Raw genomic sequence first — 25,419 nt, 5'->3', positions numbered from 1 at the left:
CCCCCCCCCCCCCCCCCCCCCCCGGTCAGCGTGAAGGGTCCGATGAAAGTACCGGTAAAATGATCTCCCTTTTTTCGGTAATATTTGAAGCGCATGTCTTTTCTTAGGCATTATCTGAAATTTAATCGCTCCAATCCCGGCCTATCCGATGAAGATCAAAACACTTGTTGCGGCACTTCTGCTCGTTTCTTTCAACGTTTTTTCCCAGAACAAACTAAGCATTGTTTTTATTGGTAACAGCATCACCCAGGGCAAGGGAGGCGATAGCGGCTTTCCGCCACCGACGCATGCCGTCAACTATCTGAAGAAACAAAAGGGCGTCGATAATGTTTTGTATGCCAATGTCGGCCGGAGTGGTTCCACCACTGTCGACTGGCTTCCGGAAACAGGCAGGTATTTCACGCTCGCCACTACGGCTGCCGACAGTTTATATCTTAAAAAAGACCATCAGTTGCTGTTTTCGATGAAATTAGGCACAAACGACAGTGCGATCGAAGGGCCGAACGGCTCGCCGGTTTCGAAAGAAAACTATAAAAAGAATGTACAAACCATCGTCTCGGAGCTGCTTAAACGATATCCGGGCAGCAAAGTGATGATTCACCACCCGATCTGGTACAGTACCAACACCTACAACCGTTCGAAATACCTGGCAGAAGGGTTGGAGCGGCTTCAGACCTATGTTCCGGAGCTTGATGCGCTGATCCGCGAATACAAAACCGCCGAGCCCGGCCGGGTTTTCAAAGGGGATACCAAAGCTTTCAAATATTTCAAAAAACATCACATCCAACTCTTTAAGCCTGAAAACGGGCAGCAGGGCGTGTTTTATCTGCATCCTAATGTCGAAGGCGTGGCGGTACTGGGCGAGTTTTGGGGAAAAGCGATTCGTAAAAATCTGCTTTAACCTGTAATGTACTTCGAAACCGACCGATACCAGGGTAACGGATATCGTTGATTTTCAGTCTTTCCTGACAGGCTTCAGTCCTTTCATGGCCTTCAACCCGATGGCCGGGCTTTGCAGTGGAATGGACAGTAGCCTCTCTTCGGTTTCAGGCTCGATATATTCGCGATAGCCGGCCAGGTAGCGTTCTATGATGAAATTCTCTTCCCGATCGAACTGGACTGAGGGCTGGTTGATGAGGGCGGAAATGTTGTACAGCTTTTTGTGCCAGATCAGGGCGTTCAGGTTGCCGTTGAAGTGATAATGATTTTCAAAGCCACGATCGAATTTGAAAACGATTGGCTTACCCGCGTTGGCGAGCAGGCTCTCCGGCGTGCCCGTGAGCGTGATCGGGATGTAGGTCTTTTTATCGTAAATAAACCCTCCGTGGGTGTTTTTAATATATTCCCGCATTTGTCGCGGGGCGTCGCCTACCAGCAGCACATCCACAAGCAGGATATGCTCCGCGGCGTAAAACTGTCCTGGGTTCTGGATAAGCGGAAGTTGGGAGATTCGGATCATGAATGACTATTCCTTGATGTCGGCGTAAAATTAGTGAACATTACCATCGTCCCAATGATCCCCCAAGGGTATGGATTAAGGATAACAATTTTTATAAAATCATTTGTAGCAGTAAATCCGGCGGAATATATTGAGCGGAAATAAAAAGTCACTATGGTAAAAACATACAGATTTATCGCCCTCCTCGGCGACGGTCGCGAACGGTATAGCGACAAGGAATTGAATGCAGAATGGCCCACCGAGCCGATCGTGATCGATGCTTTCGGGTTTTCGGACGTGTACCGGTATTCGGGAGTGGTTTTTCTAAGCGAAGAATGGTTTGCGAAGTATAGCAAAAACTGGCGCAACGATACAACGGAGATCGATAAGTTGCTCGTGAACCTGATTAAATATTCTGCCAAAGAGGTGCATTCAGAGAACCTGGCCAAAATAAAAAGCTACCTGGCTTCCCCGCCCGAGACGGTGGAAGAGGCCGTGGTCCTTTGGAAAAGCTTTTATGATCCTTCCTTAAAAACGATTTAAATTTTTAGCCCCGGATTGAAACCCCGGGGCTAAAAATTTAATGATTCACCATTTTCATCGCGCCCTCGCTGTAACGTGCCCCGGTGTCGGGGTAGCGGGCTATAAGGGCGTCGATGGCTGTCAGGTCTTCAGCTGAAAGGCTTACTTCGATCGCACCGGCATTTTCTTCGAGGTATTTGCGCTTTTTGGTGCCGGGTATCGGGATAATGTCGTCACCTTGCGCGAGTACCCACGCGAGCGCGAGCTGCGCGGGCGTACATTGTTTGCCCGCGGCAAGTTCGGCAAAGCCGCTCACCAGTTTGGCATTGTTATCCGCCACGTCTCCCTGATACCGGGGCAAGCTGCGACGGAAATCGCTCTCTGAAAGTGCTTCGGTGTTTAATGTATTGGTAACCAGTCCTCTGGCTAGTGGTGAGTAAGGGACAAGCGAAATGCCAAGTTCGCGGACGGTATCGAGTATCGTTCCTTCCACATCCCGGGTGATCACCGAGTATTCACTCTGCAATGCGGCGATCGGATGCACGGCGTGGGCTTTGCGGATAGATGCTGCGGAGGCCTCGCTCAGGCCAAGGTAGCGGACTTTGCCTTCCTTCACAAGCTCTGCCATCGCGCCTACCATTTCTTCTACCGGTACATTGGGATCGACCCGATGGGCATAATAGAGGTCGATGGTATCAATTTTCAGTCTTTTCAGGCTGTTTTCTACGGCTATTTTCATCCAGGCGGGTGAGCCGTCGAAATACGCGCCTGCTGAATTGCGCGGCGTGTTGGCGCTTTCACCGTAGCGGAAACCGAATTTGGTGGCGATAAAAATCTTGTCGCGGTTCGGTACGAGGACTTGTGATATCAATTTTTCGTTCTCACCATCGGCATACATGTCGGCGGTATCCCAGAAATTGATCCCCAGGTCGAGGGCACGGTGTAGTGTGGCAATGCTTTCGGCGTCGTCGGTGGGGCCGTAGGCAAAGCTCATGCCCATGCAGCCCAATCCGATGGCTGACAATTTTTCTTCTGTTTTTCCAAGGCTTCTGTATTTCATTTGTTTGTTGGCTATCGGCCAGGCATTCCCCCGCTTTAAACGGCGGCTTCCGGCCGGGTGGATAATGCATTTGCTCAGGGTAGTCCTGACGATACAAAACTACCTGTTAGTTCCTGCCGCCGGTTTATATTATTCAAACAGATCTTTATAAAAATCACACAGCCCTGGCGCGCATGTTTCCGGGTGTCAGGCCCGTCTGTTTTTTGAAGAAAATATTGAAATAGGCAGGGTACTCGAAGCCGAGGCTGTAAGCGATCTCCGATACGTTCCAGTTGGTATGGTTCAACAATGCCTGCGCTTCCTTGGTAATGCGTGCCGAAATGTGCTCTGTCGTGGTCTTTCCCGTAATTTCTTTTACCGAACGGTTCAGATGGTTGGCGTGCACCGAGAGGCTCTGGGCGTAATCATTAGCGGTTTTCAGGCGTAATGCATTTTCGGGCGTGTCGATTGGAAACTGTCTTTCAAGCAGCTCCATAAACAGCGAAGTAATGCGCGCCGAAGCGTTGGTCTGTCGCTCAAATGTCTCGGCAGGCTGCATTTTCATCGCTTCGTGGATGATCAGGTGCAGGTAGTTGCGAAGCATACCATATTTATGCGGGTAATCCGATTCGATTTCCGCCATCATCTTTTTGAAGATCATCGAGAGCTCCAGTTGCTGCTGTTCATTCACAAAATACACCGGATTTGCTCCGATTTTGAAGAGCGGTGAATCCTGCAAAAAGTCCTTTCGCTCGGCGGGATTGACAAAAGTTTCCGTGAACAATGCAAACCAGCCCAGTTGCGATTCCGAGATCGCTTCCCACGAATAGGGTACCATCGGGTTCGAGAAAAGCAATGCGGGACGGTCTATTTCGATCCATTTGTCGGCATAATGCAGGCGGCCCGTTCCAATGATGAAGGATACTTTGTAAAAGTCGCGGCGACTGTAAGGTGTCTTTTTGTAACACGAGTTTCTTTCAAACACATTAAAGTGCCCGATGCCCGCATTGTTCAGCGACAAGTCCGCCGGATTCGCCTGTGGCACGCGACGGTAAAATTCCTGGATTGATTCGGTATGGCTCATATCGCAATATTATAAAATTCAAATAGCAGATGCCAAGGTGAAAGTTTCAGAAATGCCGGAATTAATTACTTTTTAATTTCGAAGTAAGCGTCTTTTTGGAAAGATTGGACTATTTAAAATATCCCAGAATGGATCACGCCGGTAGTCCGGGTGGGGGTTAATTTTGAATGATTGAATGATTGAATGATTGAATGGTTAAGGAAGTCAGGGTTGTCAAGTATTGTCAAACTTTTTTGTCTTATTTCTCTTCCATAGGCTCATCAAGTTAATAAATCTAACATGACACACTTTTTTGAACACGCTCGTCAAGTGTTGTTTAGATATTTGTTCAAAACCTACTGGTCTACATTAAATCACTCATTCAATCATTATCATTTACTCATTCAGTCATTCAATCATTCCCCGTTCCACGGCGGCTCATTCAATCATTCAGTCATTCAATCATTCAATCATTAAAAATGTCCCACCGCAAACCAACCAGTGAATTGACTCCCAAGGCCTTCGCGGCTGTTCGGGAGCTTGAAAAGTATGTTGCCTCGACGGGGCTTGATAAGGTGCATTATAAATTAATCAAAATCCGGGCATCGCAGATCAATGGATGTGGGTTTTGCCTGGATATGCACGCGCGACAGGCCCGTGAGATGGGCGTGAGCGAGCAGCGCATATATATGTTAAGCGCCTGGCGCGAGGCCAGTATTTATTCGGATGAAGAAAAGGCGATTCTGGCGCTTACCGAGGAAGTGACGCTCATCAGTCAGGGCGGGGTAAGCGACGCAGTGTATAACCGGGCCGTGGAGTTGCTCGGCGAGGAGTATACCAAAGCCGTGGTGATGGGCGTCGTTGCGATCAGTGCCTGGAATCGCATTATGATCACCGATCAGGTATCTGTCGCAGCATCGGTAGCCGTTGAGAGCCATGTTTAACAGTCGTACTATCCGGATGAGCAGTCAGTCGGAGAAGGCCGATTTGCTCAAAAAGCTGCACCACAGCGGTAAAATGCTCGTCCTGCCGAATATCTGGGACGCTGCCGGTGCGGTATTGCTCGAAAAACTGGGTTATCCGGCGGTGGCGACGGCCAGTGCTGCCATTGCCGGTGCTCACGGCTACGAGGATGGCGAGCGGATTCCTTTCGATCTGCTCGTGGCGATTGTGGCACAGATCGTGAAATCTGTGAATGTGCCCGTTACCGTGGACATGGAAGCGGGTTATGCGGCCGATAATGAGACGCTGAAATCAAATATCCGTCGCCTGATCGCTGCCGGTGTAGCAGGTATTAATATCGAAGATACTGATGTCCTGACGCGTGAAATGGTGCCCGTCGATGAGCAGGCGGAAAAATTGAAGCTGATCGGCCGCGTTGCAGACCGGGAAAATACCAGGTTGTACCTCAATGCCCGCACGGATGTTTTTCTGGTGAAACCCGACTTGCCGGAAGACCAGAAGCTCGCCCTTGCGATCGAACGCGGGCGCACGTATGTAGAGGCGGGTGCCGACTGTATTTATCCAATCTTCGCAGCCGAAGAAGAAACGGTCAAAACGCTGGTAAATGCATTGAAAGTGCCCGTAAATGTACTTGCTAAAAGCGGTACGCCCGATCTGGATGTGCTTCAAAAACTCGGCGTGGCACGTGTGAGTTTCGGTCCCAATGTGCATCGCGCAATGCTGCTGTCAATGGAAATGTTACTTAAAAATGTAAAGGAAAGCCTGAGTCATCATCCGGTGACGGGGCTGCTGGCATGATCAAACCATTATTTTACGTATACTATTGAAGTCTCCCGGTCGCCGCAACCGGGAGATTTTCTATTTTTAGACCAAAATTAGGACTTACTTTGTGCCTATATTCAACGAACGTAACCGGTTATCACGCTCAGCGCTATGCAGGAGGACATTCTTTTTCAGATCAGCAATAAGTTAAAAGAGGTCAGAAAGGGTAAGGGCGTTACCCTTCAGGAGATTGCCGATCAGGCAGGTGTGACGAAAAGTCTTGTTTCCCAGATCGAAAACAGCCGTACGATTCCCTCGTTGCCGGTTATGCTGGGATTGATCAAAGCACTGGATATTGACCTGAACGTGTTCTTCAAGGATATCATCTCAACTGCCCCCGGTGAAAGCGTGCTCGTCCGGCGGAAGGAAGAATATCAGCCTTTTACCAAAGAAAATGCGAAGGGTTACTTCTACCAACGGATATTCAGCAAACAATTCAAGGATAACCATATTGATGTCGTGCTGCTGCGCCTTGAAAAAGACGCCAAACGGCCGATGGTTCGTACGAATGCGTTTGAATTCAAATATGTGCTTTCGGGTGCGGTGGAGTATACCGTCGGGAAAAATAAATATATCCTGAACCAGGGCGATTCGATGTTTTTCGATGCCAACGAGCTGCATAACCTCAAATGCCACGAATGCGACGAGGCGGTGTTGCTGGTTATCTACTTCTTCAACGAGGCCCAGTAGGGCTTTTCAATAAATTCTTCTTGTTAAATATTAATTAACATTTGCTTAACTTTTGGCTGGGCTTAGTTCGCTAGTTTTGCGGTGATCAGGGTTTTCCAATGCCTTGTTTTAAATATTAGTTAACTTTTTCTTGTGATTTAAAAGATTTTCGGGTATTTTTCAGCTGTAAATCAATGTCAGCTCCGTGCGCGGGAAATGTTTAAGTTAAATTTCACTAAACATTTCGATATAAAGAGCGCTTGCGGCAAACGGATGGCATGGCTTATGAAAAAGTTCAGTATTAGTTCACCAATTATACCAAGTGAGATGTCGATAGAACTGGTAGTTTTCGATATGGCAGGTACGACTGTCAAAGACAAAAATTTTGTAGGGATCGCGTTTCAGCAGGCCATGCTGTCGCAGGGATATGAAATTGCGATCGAGAATGTGAACCCGCTGATGGGTTACGAAAAGCCGCTGGCCATTAAAATGATGCTCGAAGTACGCGAGCCCGACAAATCGAAGATCACCGAAGTGCTCGTGGATGCCATTCACACGCATTTTGTAAACGGGATGATCGACTTCTATAAAACCACGACCGAAATCGCGCCGCTGCCGCATGTGGAAGAAACTTTCAGCGCGCTTCGCGAGCAGGGGATCAAAATTGCATTGAACACAGGTTTCTCCCGCGATATCGCCGACGTAATTGTAGGCCGGTTGGGCTGGGAAGATAAAATAGATTGCCTCGTAGCGAGTGACGAAGTGCCTTACGGACGGCCTTATCCTGATATGATCCGTAAAATCATGGCCGAATTAGGCGTTGCATCTGCCGAACGCATTGCCAAAGTAGGTGATACCGAGGTTGATATCAATGAGGGAATTAATGCAGGATGCAAATATGTGATCGGGATTACGACCGGCGCATTCACGCGCGAGGAGTTGCTGCCTTACAAACCCACGCATGTCATTGATGATATTGCAGAGGTGCCTGGCATCATTTCGGCAAGCCACGCAATGGCTGTGAACGGTTAATTCACTCACATTCATATCAGATTGAAAAGCATGAGCAAATCTGCGATTGTTATAGGAGCAGGGATAGTGGGCTTGGCAACGGCAAGGGCTTTGGCCAAACGAGGTTATCAGGTGACGGTTATTGAGCGCTCTTCGAAAGCGGTGGGTGCGTCTATCCGCAATTTCGGGATGGTATGGCCGATCGGCCAGCCGGAAGGGGCATTGTATGAAAGGGCATTGCATGCCAAAAGTATCTGGAAGGAAATGCTTGCGGGAGCCAAATGCTGGTCGCAGGAGGCCGGAAGCCTGCATATGGCCTACCAGCAGGACGAGCTGGAAGTAATTCAGCAGTTTGTGGAGGTGAGCCCGTACCGGCCTGTCAGTTTCCTGAACGCGGAAGAAACGCTGGCAAAATCGCCGGCGGTTAACCCCGACGGATTGCTGGGCTCGCTGTATTCGGCGGACGAAATGATCGTGGACCCGCGTGAGGCTATTGCCGCGATCCCGGGTTACCTGCAAGCGGCATTGGGTGTTACATTCATCTGGAATACAGCTATTTCCAAAGTGGCATACCCGGCGGTGTTTTCAGGCGAAAAGAGTTGGTCTGCGGATGAAATTTTCGTTTGCAGCGGGCAGGATTTTGAAACGCTTTATCCTGAACAGTTTTCGTCGGCGCCTTTGACCAAATGCAAGTTACAGATGATGCGTCTCGAGGCTCAGCCCGACGACTGGCGCATCGGTCCTGCATTGTGCGGCGGATTGTCATTTATCCATTACCACGGATTCAAGGCGGCGGCATCATTGCCGGGCCTGAAAGCAAGGTACGAAAGCGAATATGCCGAATACCTCAAATGGGGCATTCATGTAATGGCATCGCAGAATGGTATGGGCGAGATTACAGTGGGCGATTCGCATGAATATGCGCTGACTTTCGATCCGTTCGATCGTGAATTTATCAATACGATGATCCTCGACTACCTGGGCACTTTCGCGCAGTTCAAATCGCCGAAAGTGTTCCAGAGCTGGCACGGGATCTATCCTAAAATGACCAATGGGGCCACGGAGATCGTGATCAAACCGGAAAGCGGCGTGACGATTATCAACGGACTCGGCGGAAACGGCATGACCCTTTCTTTTGGTCTTTGCGATGAAGTAGTTGGCGGAACTTACCGATCCTAAATTCCTGATATATGCTTGCAAAAGTCTCCTGCGTGCTCGCGGCGCTATCGCTGACGCTGGCCGCATTTCATTCGCCAATCGAAAAGGTCCGGTTTGAAGAAGCCGGGCTTGAACAAAAGCGGCTTGACAATAAACCGAAAGGCATCGAACACGTGATCGTGATCGGCGTCGATGGACTGAGTCCGGATGGTATTCGAAAGGCTGAAACGCCCAATATCGATCGAATGACGACCGGCGGTGCTGTGAAATGGAATGTGCGCACGGTATTGACTTCGGCAAGCAGCCAGAACTGGGCGTCGATGATCATGGGTGCGGGCCCGGAGCAGCACGGCATTATCAACAACGATTGGGAACTGGACAAGCATACGCTCCCGCCCATTACGCAGGAGGCCGACGGTCGCTTTCCGACGATTTTCAGTATTTTACACAGAGCAAAACCTAATGCGGAAATCGGTACGGTGTACCATTGGGGCGGTTTCGGGAGGTTATTTCAAAAGAATGCCGTGAATTACGACAAGCATTTCTCAACCGAAGACTCTACTGCGGCTGATTTTATTCAATATGTCAAAAACAAAAAGCCGGTACTAGGCTTCGTGCATTTCGACCACGTGGACCACGCCGGCCATCACGACGGGCACGGCTCCAAGGTGTACTATGAGTCCGTTGCGAAGGCGGATTCGTTGATTGGTAAAATTCTGGCGGGTATTAAAGATGCCGGTATCGCGGAAAAAACGCTGGTAATCCTCTGGGCCGATCATGGCGGAATTGGTAAAGGCCACGGTGGCGCCACACCGCAGGAGGCGGAGATAGCGGGCGTGTTTTATGGTGCGGGTGTGAAGAAAGGCTATTCCATTCAACAGCAGGTTTATACTTACGACCTTGCCTCGACGATCGCGTTTGCACTGGGCGTAGAGCAACCTTATGCATGGATCGGTCGTCCGGTGAAGCCGGTTTTCAAAGGGTTTGACGAGCCTGAAAATCTCTGGCTCGGAGAAAAACCTTAAATTGGTTCGAAAGCATTTAATCCTTAACCCTGCGAATGGCAGCTGTACACAGCCGAACGGAAGGCGACATTAACTTATCATCCGCGCGTCAGGATTGGTATGCGGTCATCAGTGACCCGGAAACATCCGGTTACCTGCATGAGGATGCGGAGTATTTTCTGCACCAGTCGCTGTCCACGCCCTGCCTGGATGTGCTTGCGTCGTGCGAGGGTATTTACCTGACCGACGTGCAGGGCAAGCGCTACATGGATTTTCACGGCAATAATGTACACCAGCTCGGCTACCGGCACCCGTACGTGATCGAAAAGCTGAAAGAACAGCTGGACATCCTGCCGTTTTCGCCGCGCAGGTACACCAACCTGCCGGCTATTGAACTGGCTAAAAAACTGGGTAACCTCATGCCTGGCGATCTCAACCGCGTGTTGTTTGCGCCGGGAGGTACCTCGGCGATTAGTATGGCATTGAAACTTGCCCGCATTGTGACGGGCAAACATAAAGTGGTGTCGCTCTGGGATTCGTTTCACGGTGCTTCGCTGGATGCGATTTCGGCAGGCGGCGAGCTGGATTTCCGGAAAGATATGGGGCCGTTGATGCCCGGCGTGGAGCGCATTCCGCCGCCGATGACCTACCGCGGGCCATTTGCAGCAGCCGGGAATGGTGATGTCCCCTATGCCGATTACCTGGAATATGTGATTGAAAAAGAGGGTGATATTGGTGCATTTGTCATCGAAACCATCCGCAATACCGATGTGCAGATTCCTTCGCAGGCCTATTGGAAGCGTGTGCGCGAGATTTGTACGAACCATAAAGTACTCCTCATTCTGGATGAAATCCCGATCGCATTCGGGCGCACGGGCAAGATGTTCGCGTTCGAGCATTATGGCCTTGAACCCGATATCGTTTGCCTGGGAAAAGGGCTCGGCGGCGGTGTAATGCCAATGGCCGCCATTGTGGCAAGGGATAGTTATAATGTAGCACAGAGCGTGTCGCTCGGCCATTTTACGCACGAGAAAAGCCCGCTTGGAAGTGTGGCCGCATTGGCTATGCTGGATTTCATCGAGCAAAACGACTTGCTGGCCAAGGTAAATGCCGATGCAGAGTTCATGCGGGAGGAATTGGGGAGACTGAAAGACAAATACCCGCTCATCGGCGAAGTGCGTGGAATCGGGCTGCTGTGGGGTGTGGAACTGGTACGGCACCGCGATACGAAGGAAAAGGCTGTGCAGGAAGCGGAAACCGTCATGTATGAATGCCTTAAAAATGGTTTGAGCTTCAAAGTGTCGCAAGGGAATGTGGTCCAGCTTTCGCCGCCACTCATTATCACCCGCGAACAACTGACAGAGGCATTGCAGATCCTGGAAAAAGCCATCGAAACGGCTTCGGTTTTGATATAGAAAACTCAACACTTGACCATATGCGCCTGAAAGAAGCACTTACGCGATCGAATACGTTTTTTATCAGTTGGGCTGTTATTGCATCATTCGGGGCTTATTTCTGTATGTACGCTTTTCGTAAGCCGTTCAATGCCGGACTTTATCAGGGGCTCGAACTTGGTGAAGTGAGCTACAAGGCCGTCCTGATCATTTCCCAGGTGGCGGGTTACACGTTGTCGAAGTTTGCGGGGATCAAAGTTATTTCTGAATTGAAGCATAATGCGCGGGTCAGGCTGGTGATCGGGCTCATCCTGGTGGCGGAATTGGCGCTCCTGTTTTTCGGACTGGTCCCTTATCCTTACAATTTCGTATTTCTGTTCATGAATGGCCTGCCGCTGGGCATGGTTTACGGCGTGGTATTCAGCTTCCTGGAAGGCCGCCGGTTTACGGAAATGCTGGCAATGGGGTTGAATATCAGTGTGGTGGTAGCTTCGGGCATTCTCAAAACGACCTACATCGAAGTGCACGCTATATTTCCCGGGATCCCGGAGTTCTGGATGCCGTTTTTTATAGGCTTAATTTTCCTGCCGCTGTTCCTGATGTTTGTATGGATGCTCTCGGTAATCCCTAAGCCAACTGCCGAGGACATTGCCTTGCGCACAGAGCGCGTGCCTATGACCCGAGAAGACAAGCGGCTGGTAATGCGGCAATTTGGCTTCCCGATCGTCTGCCTGGTTATTTTCTACGCTACGCTGGTAGTCGTTCGAGATTTCCGCGACAATTTTACCATCGAAATCTGGAACGAGATCGATTCGCATTGGGGCAGTAGCGTGCTTACGACCACGGAAATGATCACGGGTATCGCGGTGCTGGTGATCATCGGGGCCCTGGCATTCGTGCGCGACAACCTGACCGGGTTCAAACTTACCTATCTCATACTTTACGGAGGCATTACCCTGATCGGAGTAGGTACCTTATTATTTGAAAAATCGGTGATCAGCGGCTTCGACTGGATGCTGATGGTGGGACTGGGGCTTTTTCTCGCTTACACGGTGCTTCAAACTGTCGTATTCGAGCGCATGATCGCGTTGTACCGTATCAAGGCCAATGCTGGATACTTTGTGTACCTCTGCGAAAGTATTGGTTATATGGGGAGTGTGGGGCTGCTGCTCTACAAAGAGTTTTTTATGAAGGACCTGAGCTGGTCGCGGGTGCTGATGCAGTTCTCCTACCTGCAATTTTGCCTCGGGCTTCTGCTGCTGGCTGCCAGCAATATCTACTTCGATAAATACCGGTCCGGGCGCTCGGCACCGCGAAGCGGTACCCCGTTTGCTGCGGCTTGATCTGTTGGCGGACGGGCATAAAAAAAGGAGGTGCAAGTGCCCTCCTTTTTAACATCTCAATTTCACCTTTTCAATTTTACTAAAACCTATTTCGTCGTTTTAAGCTCCACGATGGCCGCTTTCTGAGCTGGCGTCTGTGTATTATATGGGTTCACTTTTGTCGCTTTCGGGGGCGCCGGCGTTTCGATTACTGGGGTCGATGCTGGTAGCGCGTTTTTGATTGTATTGGTTGATTTATTGTCGTCGGCAAATGCAACTGAACTGGTCAATGCGATAACGCTAACGAGGGTTGTGATCAAAGTTTTCATAGCTCTATTTATTTTTGTTTCTTGTCTTTGTCTTATTTGATGATGCAAATATAAATGGGATTTTATGAATGGTAATATATTTATTCAATGAGTGATCAAACGGTCATATGAATGGTTTTTATTGGTGATGAGTGATTTAATGGCTTTTAGGCTCTTGTTTGGTTTTGAAATATTCAAATATAAACACACATACTAATGAGATGGTTTTTATTTGAAAAGTACAATGTTTGATAAAATTGCATTTCCTGTTGATTTGCTATATTGTCGGCATGGCTAAAATGATCAACCTCAAACCTTTCAAAGAATTTGTACAGTCGGAGTCGCTGGGTGGCCTTATACTGATTGTCTGTGTGATTGTTTCCCTCATCATTGCCAACTCGTCGCTTGCCGGTTCGTTCGAAAACCTGCTCGCTACCGAGCTGGGCTTTCATACCGAAAGCATTCATTTGCGATATCCGGCGCTCTTGTGGATCAACGACGGGCTGATGGCCGTTTTCTTTCTGCTCGTAGGATTGGAGATAAAACGGGAGCTGGTCGAGGGTGAGCTGTCTTCGTTTAAAAAAGCGGCTTTACCCATTTTTGCGGCAGTAGGGGGTGTGCTGGCACCTGCGGCGATCTACTTTTTGCTCAACAAAGGCACGCACACCGCGGCGGGTTGGGGTATTCCGATGGCTACCGACATTGCTTTCGCGATTGCTATCATCACAATGCTGGGCAAAAAAGCACCGGCCTCGCTCAAAATTTTCCTGGCAGCTCTCGCCATTGTCGACGACCTGATGGCCATTCTGGTGATCGCTGTTTTCTATTCTTCGGAGCTTCATTACGATTACCTGTTGTATGCGGGCGGTATTTTTGCTGTATTGATGGTCATGAACCGGGCAGGTGTTAAAAATCTGGTCGCTTACCTCATTCCGGGCATGTTCATCTGGTATTTTGTGCATCACTCGGGCATCCACGCGACCATCGCTGGCGTGCTTACAGCCTTTGCGATACCCACCACGCCCGACGCGCAGGAGTCGCCGCTGGAAAAGCTGGAACACATCCTGATGAAACCGGTAAATTTTATGATCATGCCGGTTTTCGCATTAGCCAATACCAACATCACTTTCGAGGCGGGTATGCTTGCAGGTCTCACCACCACGCTCGGCATGGGTATCGTGCTGGGGTTGGTGATAGGTAAGCCTTTGGGCATTAGTCTGCTGTCGTGGATTACGGTGAAACTGGGCATCAGCAGCATGCCCAGCCAGGCTGGTTGGGCGCATATTATCGGCGTGGGGATGCTGGGCGGGATCGGGTTTACCATGTCGGTTTTTATCGCATTGTTGTCCTTCCCGGGCGAGCAACTGATCCTGTCGGAAGCAAAATTCTCCATTCTTACCGGCTCGGTCCTTTCCGGTATTCTTGGCTATCTGATGCTAAGCAGCGTGAGCAGGAGGTCGGCACGGTAAGCGCTATTCGGCTTTGCTTTTAATGAGAATGTAATCCAGGTGACCATTTTTGGAAAAAGCGGTAATCTGGGTGTATTTCTGGTAGTTATCCCAGGTTTTTACACCGTCCTCGTCAATATTCGGCGCGATGTTCTCGGTCAGGTTAAGTAAGCCGAGAATACTACGGTTTTCGAACGGGTAGTCCGACAAGTTGTTCAGCCTGATCTCGTCGGCGATGTCGCTGATGTAGGTAATTTCCACTTTCCCGTCGCGGTAGCCTACGCGCGGACATTTTTCACAGCCGGCTTTTGCGTCTGTATAATAATTCAGCAGCTGGCCTTTGCCGAGGATCGCTGCCACTTCCTGCTGGTTTCGCATGGCAACCTGCGGCAGGTCCAGCTCGACAATAACGGTCGCGTTTTCGTCGTGTTCTTCGAGCACGTAGAATTTGACAAAAATGGCAATGAGTATTACGATGAACGAAATGAATTTCCAGTTCGCCCATTTGCGTCTGACAGAGGTCTGTTCCATGGAGGTGGCGTAGTTTTTGAAATAGGGTAAATAACTTTCGTCTACAACCACGAAATATCATGCCAGACTCATTGAACCGGATGGTTATCACGCCCGAACTGAACTACGACCAGCTGACGATCGCCGAGGCGACGCTGGTTCAGCAGCAACTACGCGGCCATTTAAATTTGGAACCATTGCAAAAGCAGGTCAGGACGATCGCAGGAGCGGATATTTCCCTGGCCCTTTACAGCGAAACCGTCTATGCGGGACTGGTAGTGCTAAGCTATCCCGAATTGCAACCGGTTGCTTATTCGCTCGATAAAAGCAGCACGATATTCCCCTATGTGCCCGGTTATCTCGCATTTCGCGAAATCCCGGCTATTCTGAAAGCCTATGAACAGTTACCGGTAAAGCCTGACATTGTGATGTTTGATGGAAATGGCATTCTGCATGCGCGCAGAATGGGCATCGCGTCCCATTTTGGTGTGCTTACCGACACCGTCACGATGGGTTGCGCCAAGAAGAAGCTCGCCGGACAATATGCCGAACCAGGCACTTCAAAAGGAGAATACACGCACGTGACCGACAAAGGCGAGGTAATCGGCTACGCATTAAGAACCAAGGATGGTGTCAAGCCGGTATTCATATCACCGGGCCATCAGATGAGTCTCGAAGACAGCCTCACGCTGGCGCTCAAATGCACCGGCAGGCACCGCCTTCCCGAGCCCACGCGTCACGCGCACGAGTACGTGAACCGGTTCAGGATAGGCGCGCTAACCGAAGGCTACCACGAAATAGACAGCTGGACGCTCTTCTGAAAACAAAAAGGGCAGTGCCTGCGGAACGCCCCATTTCTTCCAACCAGGGGTTTAAACCCCTGGCCAGTAAGCAAGATGTTATTTTAACGACTTATCAATCTCGTTGAGCAAGTACTTTTTGGGGTCTGAATCGTATTCCCAGAACATCACCCCACCCAGTTTGTTCGCAAGTACATATTTGCATTTTTCCCGGACTGATTCCTCATCGTCATAGCTCAGGACATCGCCCGTTTCTGCATTCAGGAGGTAAGGCGCTTTTGCCACCGTGTCGCGGTATTCCTTATAACCTTTTTTATTGACCAGACTATCCTTGATATAGGAATAGCCATCAATGTATTGTTGTTTGATCTGCTTTTGTCCCAGCCCCTTTTCCAGTTTGGCGACCGTGAACATCCGGCCATAGAATGGCAGGCCCACCACCAGTTTCTCCATGGGTACGCCCGCGGCATGGAAGCCCTTTACGGCATTATCCACCGATTTGGCCGTTTTGTAGATTTTGGAGGGGTATAAGCTCGCGTGGTGAACAGCTGTGTCGCCCTGAAACAGGTCGTAGGTCATCAGGTTTACGTAATCCAGGTAACGCTGGGCCTTGCCCATTTCTGTTGCTTTCAGGAATTCTACCCAGCCGGCTACGGCAGTGGTGAGCAGTTTTTTCTTGCCTGTTTCTTCTTCCAGCAGATCCAGTTCATTGCGGATCGCGTGGAACATTTCGGTATAGTTCTGCTTGTCTTCGGGACGGAAAACATTGCCTTCCTCACCTGGTAAGCCGGGATATTCCCAATCGATATCTACGCCGTCGAGATTGTATTTTTTGATGATCGCGACACTGCTTTTCGCAAATACTTTACGTGACGAGTCGGTGAGTACCGCATCGGAGAAGTCCTCACTCCAGGCCCATCCGCCGATCGAGATCAGGATTTTCAGGTCGGGATTATCGGCCTTGAGCAGGTTAAGCTGGCGGAAATTGGTCGTGTCGGTTTTTTCATTGCTCAGGAACGCCTTGCCGTCTTTGATGTCGACAAACGCATAATTAATGTGCGTCAGCATCTTGGCTTCGATATTACCGGTGTTGAGCAAGCCGTGGAAGCCGCCGACATAGCCGATCACTACCGGGCGTTTCGTGGTATCCGACGAGCCTTCTTCCTTTTTATCGGCCGAGCAGCCGTTCAGAAGAAGCAAAGGGGCAAGGAAAAGGACCATCAGCAGGGCAATGCCGATGTTGTTTTTAAAAGGGATCAGGCGCATGGTATCAATGTTGGTTTAAAGGGCTAAATTAAGCACACCTTCAAATCATCTCCTAATCCTGCTCTGGTACAGACAACTTTTGTAATACTTTGTTTAATTGAATACCCTTGCCCAGCACGCCCTTGAAAAGATCACCTTTCTTTTCGAGCCGGTCGAAAATGTTTTTGATCGTGAAGTCTTTCGGGCTCAGGCCGTGGGCAACTTCACTCCATTCCAGTGGTGCCGAAACCGTGGCGCCGGGCTTTGGGCGGGCGCTGTATGCACATGCGAGCGTCTGGCCGATGCGGTTTTGCAAATAATCGACGTAAATCTGGTTGTTTTTGCGTTTCGAAAGCGATCGTTCCAATGTGGTAATTTCCGGCAGCCGTTCGGTAACCATGTGCGCAAGCATTTCAGCGAAGTCGCGGGCCTGGTCATAGTCGTATTTTTTTCCAAATGGAATGTAAACATGCATGCCGCTTGCACCCGAAGTTTTGCAGAAGCCTTCCGCACCCATTTCGTCCAGAAGTTGCTTGATGGTCAACGCCACATCGATGACGTCGTCGAATGTATTTTTGTCCGACGGGTCGATGTCCATTACAATATAGTCGGGGTTGTCCAGCTTGTTGATGGTCGAATTCCAGGGGTTCATCTCAATGCACCCCAGATTGGCAATGTACAGCAAGCTTTCCACATCGTTGACCACGTGGTAGTTCACCATTTTCCCCGTCGACTCAGCCAATATTTCAACGGTTTTGATCCATTCCGGTACCGAGTCGCCGGCATCTTTCTGGAAAAAGCCCTCATCTTTCACGCCATTAGGCTGCCTGCGCAGCGAGAGGGGCCTGTTTTTCATGTAAGGCAAAATATAAGGGGCGATATTCCGGTAATAGTCTATCAGCTCGCCTTTTGTGATATGTTCGTCCGGCCAGTATATTTTCTCCGGATGGGTGATCTCCGCTTTCTTTTTCATGATGCTTTTCTTTTAGGCGCACTCAGGCTTTCTTTCAACTGTGCCATTAAATCACGGCTTTTCGAATGCACGACTTTCATTTTGGTAGCAGCCGGTTTTTTGCCTTTGGCTTTGGCCATAATCAGTTTCAGCAGCTTTTCATTATAGGTATCCTTGTAATTCGTAATGTCAAAATCGGTAGTCAGTTGTTCTATGAGCTGCACGGCCATGTTCATTTCGGCGGGCTTGATCTTTACATCGGGGATATTCAACTCGTCGGGGTCCCGGATTTCTTCGGCGAAGCGGATTTTGTTGAGGATCAACAGATCATCCTGCGGCTTGATGAGCACCAGGCTTTCTCGATTGCGCAAAACATAAGTGCCCAGTCCGCATTTACCGGTTTTTTTCAATGCGTCGCGAAGTAGTGCGTACGGTTTAACACCCGATTTTTCGGGTTGGAGATAATAGGGCGTTTCGTAGTAAATGCTGTCGATCTGCTTTTCGTCCACAAACTCGGCGATCTCGATGATCTTCGATTTTTCGGGGCTGGCCTTTTCAAAATCGGTTTCATCAAGGACCACATAGTTGTCTTCCACTTTGTAGCCGCGAACAATGTTCTCCCATTTCACTTCGCGGCCGGTATTGGCGTTGACGCGCTGGAAATGGATGTTCGCGTGATCTTTCTTGTCCAGCATATCAAGGTCGAGCTCGCTAGCCTGGACGGCGCTGAAAAGTTTGACGGGGATATTCACAAGGCCGAACCCGATCGCCCCTGACCATATTGCTCTCATATATCTTTTCGGTTGAAAGTGCATGGTGAGCAAAATCTGTGCCGTGGTATCCGGCCTGACCTGCTTCCGGTGTGATCAAACTGATAGTACTTCCTCAAAAACGGACAGTCCGCCCAATTTTTGAAGTTCAATTTCCACGGTGCCGTTAAATTTTTTGAAAAAAAATACAAATTGCTTGTAATCAACTATTTGAATTTCTATATTCCTTAAAAGTTATCACGTAAGCCTCCCAAAGTTATCCTTATACGTTAGTGGGTTTCCCGAACCTGGCATATTTCTTTCATGTATGCCTCGCGAAACCAATTTCACAACAAGACTAACTCTTAAATCGGATATAACTATGGTAGCGACATTAGGTAACAACCCAGCGAAAAGCTTGAAACCAGGCGCAGTGCTTACCGTTACAGGTGCCACATCTGAAACGGAAGCGCAAAGAGAAGTGGCTGATTTTCTACAATTAAGTAACCGGACTGACCTTGGCTATTTCCTTATTTCGAAGGATTATTTCCTGCTATACCTGAAATCGGGGAATTCGATTGGTGGAATTGCGTAAGCATTAACTTTTCATTCAGGAAGAATTATGGTACAGAAGGGTACATTCAAATTGTTTGGGCAAAAGCTCATTAATATTATCATCCACAAAGAAGACGTTTTGAAGATTACCCCCAATAGAAAGGGACAGGGTTGCATCATTTATCTCAAAAACAAGGTTCCTTACACGGTAAGTGAGAGCGAGAGAGAGGTCTATAAGAAACTGAATTGGGTCGCAGCATGATCTTCGGTCTGTTGCCATGAAAATAAGGGCGGGCTCCGGTGTACAACCGGGGCCCTTTTTGTTGGAACCCGGCCGCCGGGAATGATGTTACCATTGCTCTGAAAGCTCCACACCACAAATCTCATGTCTAAAAAGACTTACTTTTTCCTGATCCTCATTCTGGGGAGCCTGACCGCGCTTGGCCCTTTTTCAATCGATATGTACCTGCCGGGCTTCCCGGCCATTGCGCGTGACCTGAACACCACCGCCGCCAAAGTCTCACAGTCGTTGTCAGGCTTTTTCGTCGGTATTTCGTTGGGACAGTTGCTCTACGGGCCATTGCTCGACCGGTTTGGACGTAAAAAGCCGCTGTTTATCGGGTTGACAGTTTACATTCTAGCCTCGGCAGGCTGTGCTGTTGCGACAACCATCGAACAACTGATTTTTTTACGTGTGATACAGGCGGTCGGCAGTTGCGCAGCAACGGTGGCTTCGGTAGCCATGGTGCGTGACCTGTTCCCGGTGAGCGAGAGTGCCAAAGTGTTTTCGCTATTACTGCTGGTAGTTGGTTTTTCACCGATGATCGCTCCAACGGCCGGTGGTTATGTGACCGACGCATTCGGTTGGCATGCCGTCTTTATCATATTGACGATCATGGGAGTTGCGATTCTCGCAGCCACTGCATTATGGTTGCCGGATAGCTACAAGCCCGACAAAACGATGTCGCTGAAACCGAGGCCGATCATCATGAATTTCCTGGAAGTGTTTCGCCAACCTCAGTTCTATACCTATTCCATTACGGGCGCCATTGCGTTTGCGGGGCTGTTCGCCTATGTGTCGGGCTCGCCGATTGTGTTTATGGAAGTGTTCCATATCGATGGAAAAGTATATGGCTGGATTTTCGCGTTCCTGTCCATCGGTTTTATTGGTTCGGGACAGATCAATACGCTAATGTTGAGGAGGTTTACCAGTGAGCAGATCATCAATGTGGCGCTGATCTGCCAGGCGGTGATCGGTCTTACCTTCCTTGCCGCGGCCCTAATAGACATGCTTACGCTCACGTCCACGCTGGTTTTTCTGTTCCTGTTCCTCTGCTGCGTAGGTTACACCTACCCGAACGCGGCTGCACTCTCGCTCGCCCCGTTCAAGCGTAACGCGGGCAGCGCGTCGGCGCTCATGGGCGCATTCCAAATGGGTGCGGGTACGCTGATCTCCATTGCGATCAGTTTGTTCGAAGTGCCGTCGGTTATACCCATGGTGACTGCCATGGCCGGATCGGCTACGCTCGCCCTCATTGTGCTGGTAATAGGCAGGCGTTTCATTACCGAGAAAGTGGACGTGCAGCAGGCAGCCGATGCCGGTGTGATGCATTAAGCTGCCGGTTTATTTAATTTGTAGATGGATTACTTCAAGCGACTACTCGAATTACTGAAAATAGAAAGGGAAGAAGACAAGCAATCGTATCAGCGATTGATCGAACGGTCTTCCGTTTCCGAGCGCCGGGCCGGTGGGCTGGCGTGGTATCCGATCGCCATCCGTGGCCAGGAAATGAGCCGGGGCGATTACCTCACTGTCGAGGTGGAACGTACTACCCACCAGGACCTTCCCCATCAGCTCCGGTTTGGGATGCCCGCTGTCCTATTCAGCAACCATGAACCCAAAACGGATCGTGTCGAGGGTGTAATTTCTTACCAGGGCGGTAATCGGTTGAAAATTACCCTCCGCACCGACGAGCTGCCCGAGTGGTCGCGCGATGGCAAGCTGGGCATCGATCTGCTCTTTGACGACAACAGCTACGATGAAATGCAAAATGCATTGAAAGCGGCGGATTCGCTCGGCGAGTCGGACAAAGATGGGCATTTGGTCAGAGTGCTTACCGGCGGGAAAGCTCCTTCATTCGACAATGATATTTACCCCATTACCCTCCCCAAACTGAATCCGTCGCAGCAGCGGGCGGTACAGCAAATTCTTTCGGCGAACGAGGTGGCCGTGGTGCACGGGCCTCCGGGTACGGGCAAGACCACCACTTTGGTGCAGGCTGTGAAGGCATTGGTGAAGAAGGATGGCAAGCCGATCCTCGTGGTAGCCCCGAGTAATGCGGCAGTGGATTTGCTGAGCGAAAAGTTGAGTGAAGAAGGGCTGAATGTCCTGCGCGTAGGAAATCCGGTGCGTGTTTCCGAGCGGTTGTCGGCATTGACACTGGACGCCAAAATGGCCTCTCACGCGGGTGTGAAGGATATTAAGGCATTGAAAAAACAGGCCAATGAATTCAAAAACATGGCGCACAAATACAAGCGTCATTTCGGGAAAGCCGAGCGCGACCAGCGGAAAGCGTTGTTCGATGAGGCGCACCGCATTATGAAGGACGTCGCGAATATGGAGCAGTACGTGATCGACGACCTGCTTACCAAAACGCAGGTAGTGACGGCCACGCTCGTCGGCTCGAACCATTATACCGTTCGGAATATGAAGTACCGCACCGTGGTGATCGACGAGGCGGGCCAGGCACTGGAACCGGCCTGCTGGATACCGATCCTGAAAGCGGAGAAAGTGGTATTGGCCGGCGACCATTTGCAACTACCTCCGACGATCAAGTCGGAAGAGGCGGCCAAAGGCGGACTGAGCACTACATTGCTCGAAAAATGTATAGCGCTGCATCCGGAATCGGTGGTATTGCTTGAAGAGCAATATCGTATGAATGAGGCTATTATGGGCTATTCTTCCAAAGTTTTTTACCATGATAAACTGAAAGCCCACGAGTCGGTAGCGGCCCGGGTGCTGTTCCCGGGAGAGGCGCCGTTGGCGTTTATCGATACTGCGGGCTGCGGTTTTGATGAAAAGCTGGAAGGTACCAGCTCGACCAACCCGGAAGAGGCCGCATTTCTTTTCAGGCATTTGACGCAACTGGCAGCAGATTTTACCACAGTTAACCCCAAACAAGAGGAATTCCCCAGCATCGCCATTATTTCACCTTATAAAGAACAGATCAATGTTCTCAAAGACCAGCTTGCACACGCTGCCGATCTGAAACCCTATCTCGACAAAATTGCAGTCAATACCATCGACAGCTTCCAGGGACAGGAACGGGACGTGGTGTATATCAGCATGACGCGCAGCAATACGGAAGGGCAGATAGGCTTCCTCGCGGACATTCGCCGCATGAACGTCGCTATGACCCGTGCGCGCAAGAAACTCGTTGTAATAGGTGACAGCGCAACGCTTTCGGTATTGCCTTTTTATGAAAATTTCATTGCCTATGCCGAGGGCTTGAATGCCTACCAGAGTGCCTGGGAGTTCTCGGATTTGTAACAATATGATGAGCGGATTTTCTTTTCAAAGCAACCGGATTATCTTTAAAAGCATCTAGCTGAATAAAGACGTTCATCCGACCTGCTGAAAACCGTATGCCTAAACAATACCTTTTTACGCTTTACCTCGTTCTTGCGACCTCTTTTGCAGCGCTTGCACAGACGCCCGCCAGCGGGTCGCCGCCCGGCGGATCGTCGCCCGGCGGGATCAGGGGCGTCATTAAAACCAAAAAAGGTGAGCCGCTTCCGTTTGCAGCCATTATAGTCAAGGGGACGAGCATCAGTACTATTTCAAATGAGGAAGGTCGCTACCAGCTTGACCTGAAACCGGGTTACTACGAAGTGATCTTTCAATACCTGGGTTACAAAACCGGGCAGAAAAACTTTACCGTCGAAGGGAAAATGGAAACTTTCGACCTGACGATGGAAGAGCAGGCGCTGAACCTCGGTGAAGTCCGCATTGGTGCCCGCGACGAAGACCCGGCGTATACGATTATGCGGAGCGCCATTGCCAAAAGCCGCTATCATTTCCTGCAAGTGGATAGTTACACGGCCAAAGTGTATTCCAAATCGTCGTTTGTAATCACCGACCTGCCTTTGGAATTTCTTTATAAAAAGGAATTGAAGGAAATGGAGAAGGAGGCTAATTTCAAAAAGGGCGTTCCAATGCTGAACGAGACCGTTTCGGAGGTTACTTTCCGTCAGCCCAATGTGTACAAACAACGGGTAATTGCTACACGGAGCAGTATGGATAAGAATATCGCCGATCCAAATATGTACCTGCTGGCGAGCTTCTACCAGCCGGAAGTGGTGAAAGCCGTTTCGCCTCTTTCTCCCCGCGCATTTGCCTATTACAAGTTCGAATACCTGGGTGCATTTCGTGAGAATGGCATTGAAGTCAATAAGATCAAGGTGACCCCGCGCAACTGGGGCGAAGGTGTTTACCGCGGTACGATCCAGATCATCGACGGTGAATGGAGCATTTACAGCCTCGATCTGCAAACGGTCAATACGGGTTTCCGGCTCGACATCAAGCAGGTTTACAGCCCTGTTCAGGGTGTCTGGCTGCCGATTAATCAGCAATTCCATGTGGAGGGAGGTATTTATGGTTTGAAAGGCAAAGGCGATTTCGTGATCTCGCAGTCGTTCTCGAATGTAAAAATCAACCCAACATTCAAGCCGGATATCGTCGTGATCGATGATAAGAAATATGCTGAGGAAGCGAAGAAAGTACGATTGACGGGGCGGGAGATCAAGACGCAAAGCATGGAACAGGTCGTGAGCAGGCAGAAAGAATTTTCAGCCAAAAACCTTCGGAAAATGATGAAGGAGTACGAAAAGCAGGACCTTAAAGAAAAAGAAAAGAAAGGGGAGGATATCGATCTGAAAATGAGCCGGGAAGATTCGACACAGGTGGACTCAATGGCTACCAGGCGGACTATGGCATTCTGGGATTCGTTACGGACCGTGCCGCTCACGGTGGCGGAAGTAAAAAGCTACACGCGATTGGATAGCCTGGTGATCATCCATGAAGGTTCGGAAAAGCAGCGGGATAGTTTGAAAACCAGCAAGAGCGATACGACCAGGTCGAAAAAGGGGAGCAAATTCGGTTTTGGCGACTTGTTTACCGGGCGTCATTTCCGGCTGGGTAAGGAGAGCCCTTTTCGGTTGGACTATATTGGCCCGTTGCCCGGAGTGCAGGTAAATACGGTCGAGGGGCTGGTGCTGAACGGTATGGGACTGAAACTGCGGCATTCGGGCATTCGCAAGAAGCCTACCGGCGACGCTGGCGGTAAGTCAGAAGTGGTCAGGAATAGTCAGGCGTGGTCATTGGGAGCATTGACACGTTATTCGTTCGGTCGCAACAAACTTCTCGTGACCGGCGTGGGCGATTATGGTTGGACCCGCAATGTGATCAGCGTTTCGGGTGGGCGCGGTATTGCTCAGTTCAATGGGGAAAGCCCGATGCATCCACTGCTGAATACGCTTACGACGCTGTTTTTGGAACAAAATTTCATTAAAGAATATCAGAAAGATTTCCTCCGTGTTGACTTTAAGAACAGTCAGGAAAACGAACATTTTGAAATTAAAGCCAGCATTGAATATGCCGACCGCACCGCATTGTCCAATCTCGAAAAGACTTCGCCGTACCGATGGATCGATTGGAAACGGCGGGAATTTACTTCCAACATCCCCGATAACGCAGAGTATCGGACCGATGCGGCCGTGTTGCCGCCGCCGATGAAAAGCCACCAGGCACTGACCGTCGGAATAGCAGCTTCCTACAAACCCTGGCAGAAATACCGGACGCGGAGCGGCAAGACTTCCTATTACGACGACGATTCACCAAAGCTTTCAATCGGCTACCGAAAGGGAATCCACAATGCATTCGGCAGTGACGTCGATTTCGATTTTGTACGGATCGGCATTGAACATGGCTTCGAAACGGGTATACGCAGCAAATTGCGTTATAAGCTTGCGGTTGGCAGTTTTCTCAACAGCGACAGCCTTCAATTTCCCGACTACCAGCATTTTGCGGGCAACCGTTTCTTCTTCCAACTTGGCGACCCTGTCGGTACCTTCCGCATGCTCGATTACTATAAATACAGCACTTCCAAGCGTTTTTTCGAAGCCCACGTCCTCACCGAACTCCGCCAGTTCCTGCTCACGCAAATTCCGTGGTTCCGCATTCTGGGTGTGAAAGAGAATTTTTTCCTGCATTACCTGGCCACACCGTCGTCTGACAACTATACCGAGCTCGGATATGGGCTGGACATTGGCATCCGCTTCCCGCTGCGTGTGGAGGTGGTCAACAGTTTTGAAGGGTTTAAATACAAGAGTACTGCGTTCCGGGTAGGGACTACGATGAATATTAGTTGGGGAAAGAATTAGAGGATG

General features: G+C 49.9%; 24 protein-coding genes. 16 read left to right on the top strand and 8 right to left on the bottom strand.

The features are described from left to right. Nucleotides 1-148: 148 nt before the first annotated feature. A complete protein-coding gene (locus AAHB90_RS30985) occupies nucleotides 149-901 on the top strand; it encodes an SGNH/GDSL hydrolase family protein (protein ID WP_342089208.1) in 753 nt (250 codons plus the stop codon). A gap of 54 nt (nucleotides 902-955) precedes the next feature. Here the strand turns inward: AAHB90_RS30985 and AAHB90_RS30980 are convergent, their stop codons facing one another. Beyond that, a complete protein-coding gene (locus AAHB90_RS30980; RefSeq protein ID WP_342089207.1) occupies nucleotides 956-1,459 on the bottom strand; it encodes a hypothetical protein in 504 nt (167 codons plus the stop codon). Between the two features lie 153 nt (nucleotides 1,460-1,612). Between AAHB90_RS30980 and AAHB90_RS30975 the strand changes: the two genes are divergently transcribed. Then, on the top strand, nucleotides 1,613-1,981 hold the full coding sequence (locus AAHB90_RS30975; protein ID WP_342089206.1) for a hypothetical protein: 369 nt from the start codon (nucleotides 1,613-1,615) through the stop codon (nucleotides 1,979-1,981). A gap of 37 nt (nucleotides 1,982-2,018) precedes the next feature. Here AAHB90_RS30975 and AAHB90_RS30970 read toward each other — a convergent pair whose 3' ends face one another. Next, entirely contained in the window at nucleotides 2,019-3,020 is a 1,002-nt protein-coding gene (locus tag AAHB90_RS30970; RefSeq protein ID WP_342089205.1) for an aldo/keto reductase, read from the bottom strand. Between the two features lie 154 nt (nucleotides 3,021-3,174). After that, a complete protein-coding gene (locus AAHB90_RS30965; protein ID WP_342089204.1) occupies nucleotides 3,175-4,083 on the bottom strand; it encodes a helix-turn-helix domain-containing protein in 909 nt (302 codons plus the stop codon). Nucleotides 4,084-4,541: 458 nt separating this feature from the next. Between AAHB90_RS30965 and AAHB90_RS30960 the strand changes: the two genes are divergently transcribed. The 8 genes from AAHB90_RS30960 (at nucleotide 4,542) to AAHB90_RS30925 (ending at nucleotide 12,426) form a co-directional block, all read left to right on the top strand. Beyond that, nucleotides 4,542-5,006 carry a carboxymuconolactone decarboxylase family protein gene (locus AAHB90_RS30960; protein ID WP_342089203.1) on the top strand — a complete coding sequence of 155 codons (465 nt, stop codon included), beginning with the start codon at nucleotides 4,542-4,544 and terminating at the stop codon, nucleotides 5,004-5,006. Nucleotides 5,007-5,022: 16 nt separating this feature from the next. Beyond that, nucleotides 5,023-5,823, top strand: a complete 801-nt coding sequence (locus AAHB90_RS30955; RefSeq protein ID WP_342089202.1) for an isocitrate lyase/PEP mutase family protein — start codon at nucleotides 5,023-5,025, stop codon at nucleotides 5,821-5,823. A gap of 135 nt (nucleotides 5,824-5,958) precedes the next feature. Continuing rightward, nucleotides 5,959-6,537, top strand: a complete 579-nt coding sequence (locus AAHB90_RS30950; protein WP_342089201.1) for a helix-turn-helix domain-containing protein — start codon at nucleotides 5,959-5,961, stop codon at nucleotides 6,535-6,537. A gap of 306 nt (nucleotides 6,538-6,843) precedes the next feature. Next, nucleotides 6,844-7,548 (top strand): HAD-IA family hydrolase, encoded by a 705-nt coding sequence (locus tag AAHB90_RS30945; protein WP_342089200.1) that lies wholly within the window; start codon nucleotides 6,844-6,846, stop codon nucleotides 7,546-7,548. A 9-nt stretch (nucleotides 7,549-7,557) separates the two neighbouring features. Further along, nucleotides 7,558-8,706, top strand: coding sequence for a TIGR03364 family FAD-dependent oxidoreductase (locus AAHB90_RS30940; protein WP_342089209.1), 1,149 nt, complete (start codon nucleotides 7,558-7,560; stop codon nucleotides 8,704-8,706). A gap of 11 nt (nucleotides 8,707-8,717) precedes the next feature. Continuing rightward, on the top strand, nucleotides 8,718-9,710 hold the full coding sequence (locus tag AAHB90_RS30935; protein ID WP_342089199.1) for an alkaline phosphatase: 993 nt from the start codon (nucleotides 8,718-8,720) through the stop codon (nucleotides 9,708-9,710). 35 nt (nucleotides 9,711-9,745) lie between these two features. Then, nucleotides 9,746-11,104: an aspartate aminotransferase family protein gene (locus AAHB90_RS30930; protein ID WP_342089198.1), complete on the top strand. Its 1,359-nt coding sequence runs from the start codon at nucleotides 9,746-9,748 to the stop codon at nucleotides 11,102-11,104. A gap of 20 nt (nucleotides 11,105-11,124) precedes the next feature. After that, entirely contained in the window at nucleotides 11,125-12,426 is a 1,302-nt protein-coding gene (locus tag AAHB90_RS30925) for a DUF5690 family protein (protein WP_342089197.1), read from the top strand. Nucleotides 12,427-12,512: 86 nt separating this feature from the next. Here AAHB90_RS30925 and AAHB90_RS30920 read toward each other — a convergent pair whose 3' ends face one another. Next, on the bottom strand, nucleotides 12,513-12,734 hold the full coding sequence (locus AAHB90_RS30920; RefSeq protein ID WP_342089196.1) for a hypothetical protein: 222 nt from the start codon (nucleotides 12,732-12,734) through the stop codon (nucleotides 12,513-12,515). Nucleotides 12,735-13,003: 269 nt separating this feature from the next. Here AAHB90_RS30920 and nhaA point away from each other — a divergent pair, with 269 nt between their 5' ends. Continuing rightward, nucleotides 13,004-14,182 carry a Na+/H+ antiporter NhaA gene (gene nhaA / locus AAHB90_RS30915; RefSeq protein WP_342089195.1) on the top strand — a complete coding sequence of 393 codons (1,179 nt, stop codon included), beginning with the start codon at nucleotides 13,004-13,006 and terminating at the stop codon, nucleotides 14,180-14,182. Between the two features lie 3 nt (nucleotides 14,183-14,185). Here the strand turns inward: nhaA and AAHB90_RS30910 are convergent, their stop codons facing one another. Continuing rightward, the gene (locus AAHB90_RS30910; protein ID WP_342089194.1) at nucleotides 14,186-14,692 is read right to left on the bottom strand and encodes a hypothetical protein; all 507 of its coding nucleotides are present in this window, start codon (nucleotides 14,690-14,692) and stop codon (nucleotides 14,186-14,188) included. A 59-nt stretch (nucleotides 14,693-14,751) separates the two neighbouring features. On the opposite strand from AAHB90_RS30910, the gene nfi reads away from it, so the two are divergent. After that, nucleotides 14,752-15,492 (top strand): deoxyribonuclease V, encoded by a 741-nt coding sequence (gene nfi / locus AAHB90_RS30905; RefSeq protein WP_342089193.1) that lies wholly within the window; start codon nucleotides 14,752-14,754, stop codon nucleotides 15,490-15,492. Between the two features lie 78 nt (nucleotides 15,493-15,570). Here the strand turns inward: nfi and AAHB90_RS30900 are convergent, their stop codons facing one another. The 3 genes from AAHB90_RS30900 to ku are packed head-to-tail and all read right to left on the bottom strand — an operon-like array spanning nucleotide 15,571 to nucleotide 18,459. Beyond that, nucleotides 15,571-16,737 (bottom strand): glycoside hydrolase family 18 protein, encoded by a 1,167-nt coding sequence (locus tag AAHB90_RS30900; protein WP_342089192.1) that lies wholly within the window; start codon nucleotides 16,735-16,737, stop codon nucleotides 15,571-15,573. Nucleotides 16,738-16,789: 52 nt separating this feature from the next. Then, nucleotides 16,790-17,689 (bottom strand): non-homologous end-joining DNA ligase, encoded by a 900-nt coding sequence (gene ligD, locus AAHB90_RS30895; protein ID WP_342089191.1) that lies wholly within the window; start codon nucleotides 17,687-17,689, stop codon nucleotides 16,790-16,792. Further along, nucleotides 17,686-18,459, bottom strand: a complete 774-nt coding sequence (ku, locus tag AAHB90_RS30890; RefSeq protein ID WP_342089190.1) for a non-homologous end joining protein Ku — start codon at nucleotides 18,457-18,459, stop codon at nucleotides 17,686-17,688. Before ku ends, ligD begins: the two co-directional genes overlap by 4 nt. Before the next feature lie 340 nt (nucleotides 18,460-18,799). Here ku and AAHB90_RS30885 point away from each other — a divergent pair, with 340 nt between their 5' ends. The 4 genes from AAHB90_RS30885 to AAHB90_RS30870 all read left to right on the top strand — a co-directional run bounded on the left by AAHB90_RS30885 (nucleotide 18,800) and on the right by AAHB90_RS30870 (nucleotide 25,413). Next, the gene (locus AAHB90_RS30885) at nucleotides 18,800-19,012 is read left to right on the top strand and encodes a hypothetical protein (RefSeq protein ID WP_342089189.1); all 213 of its coding nucleotides are present in this window, start codon (nucleotides 18,800-18,802) and stop codon (nucleotides 19,010-19,012) included. 345 nt (nucleotides 19,013-19,357) lie between these two features. After that, nucleotides 19,358-20,587, top strand: a complete 1,230-nt coding sequence (locus AAHB90_RS30880; RefSeq protein WP_342089188.1) for a multidrug effflux MFS transporter — start codon at nucleotides 19,358-19,360, stop codon at nucleotides 20,585-20,587. A gap of 24 nt (nucleotides 20,588-20,611) precedes the next feature. Then, a complete protein-coding gene (locus tag AAHB90_RS30875; protein WP_342089187.1) occupies nucleotides 20,612-22,522 on the top strand; it encodes an AAA domain-containing protein in 1,911 nt (636 codons plus the stop codon). 95 nt (nucleotides 22,523-22,617) lie between these two features. Next, complete coding sequence (locus AAHB90_RS30870; protein WP_342089186.1) at nucleotides 22,618-25,413, top strand: DUF5686 and carboxypeptidase regulatory-like domain-containing protein; 2,796 nt, start codon at nucleotides 22,618-22,620, stop codon at nucleotides 25,411-25,413. The last annotated feature ends 6 nt before the right edge of the window (nucleotides 25,414-25,419 follow it).

It is taken from the genome of Dyadobacter sp. OTU695, assembly GCF_038440355.1.
GTDB lineage: Bacteria > Bacteroidota > Bacteroidia > Cytophagales > Spirosomataceae > Dyadobacter.
The sequence above is the reverse complement of the archived record's forward strand: the minus strand, read 5'-3'. Positions and strand labels throughout refer to the sequence as shown.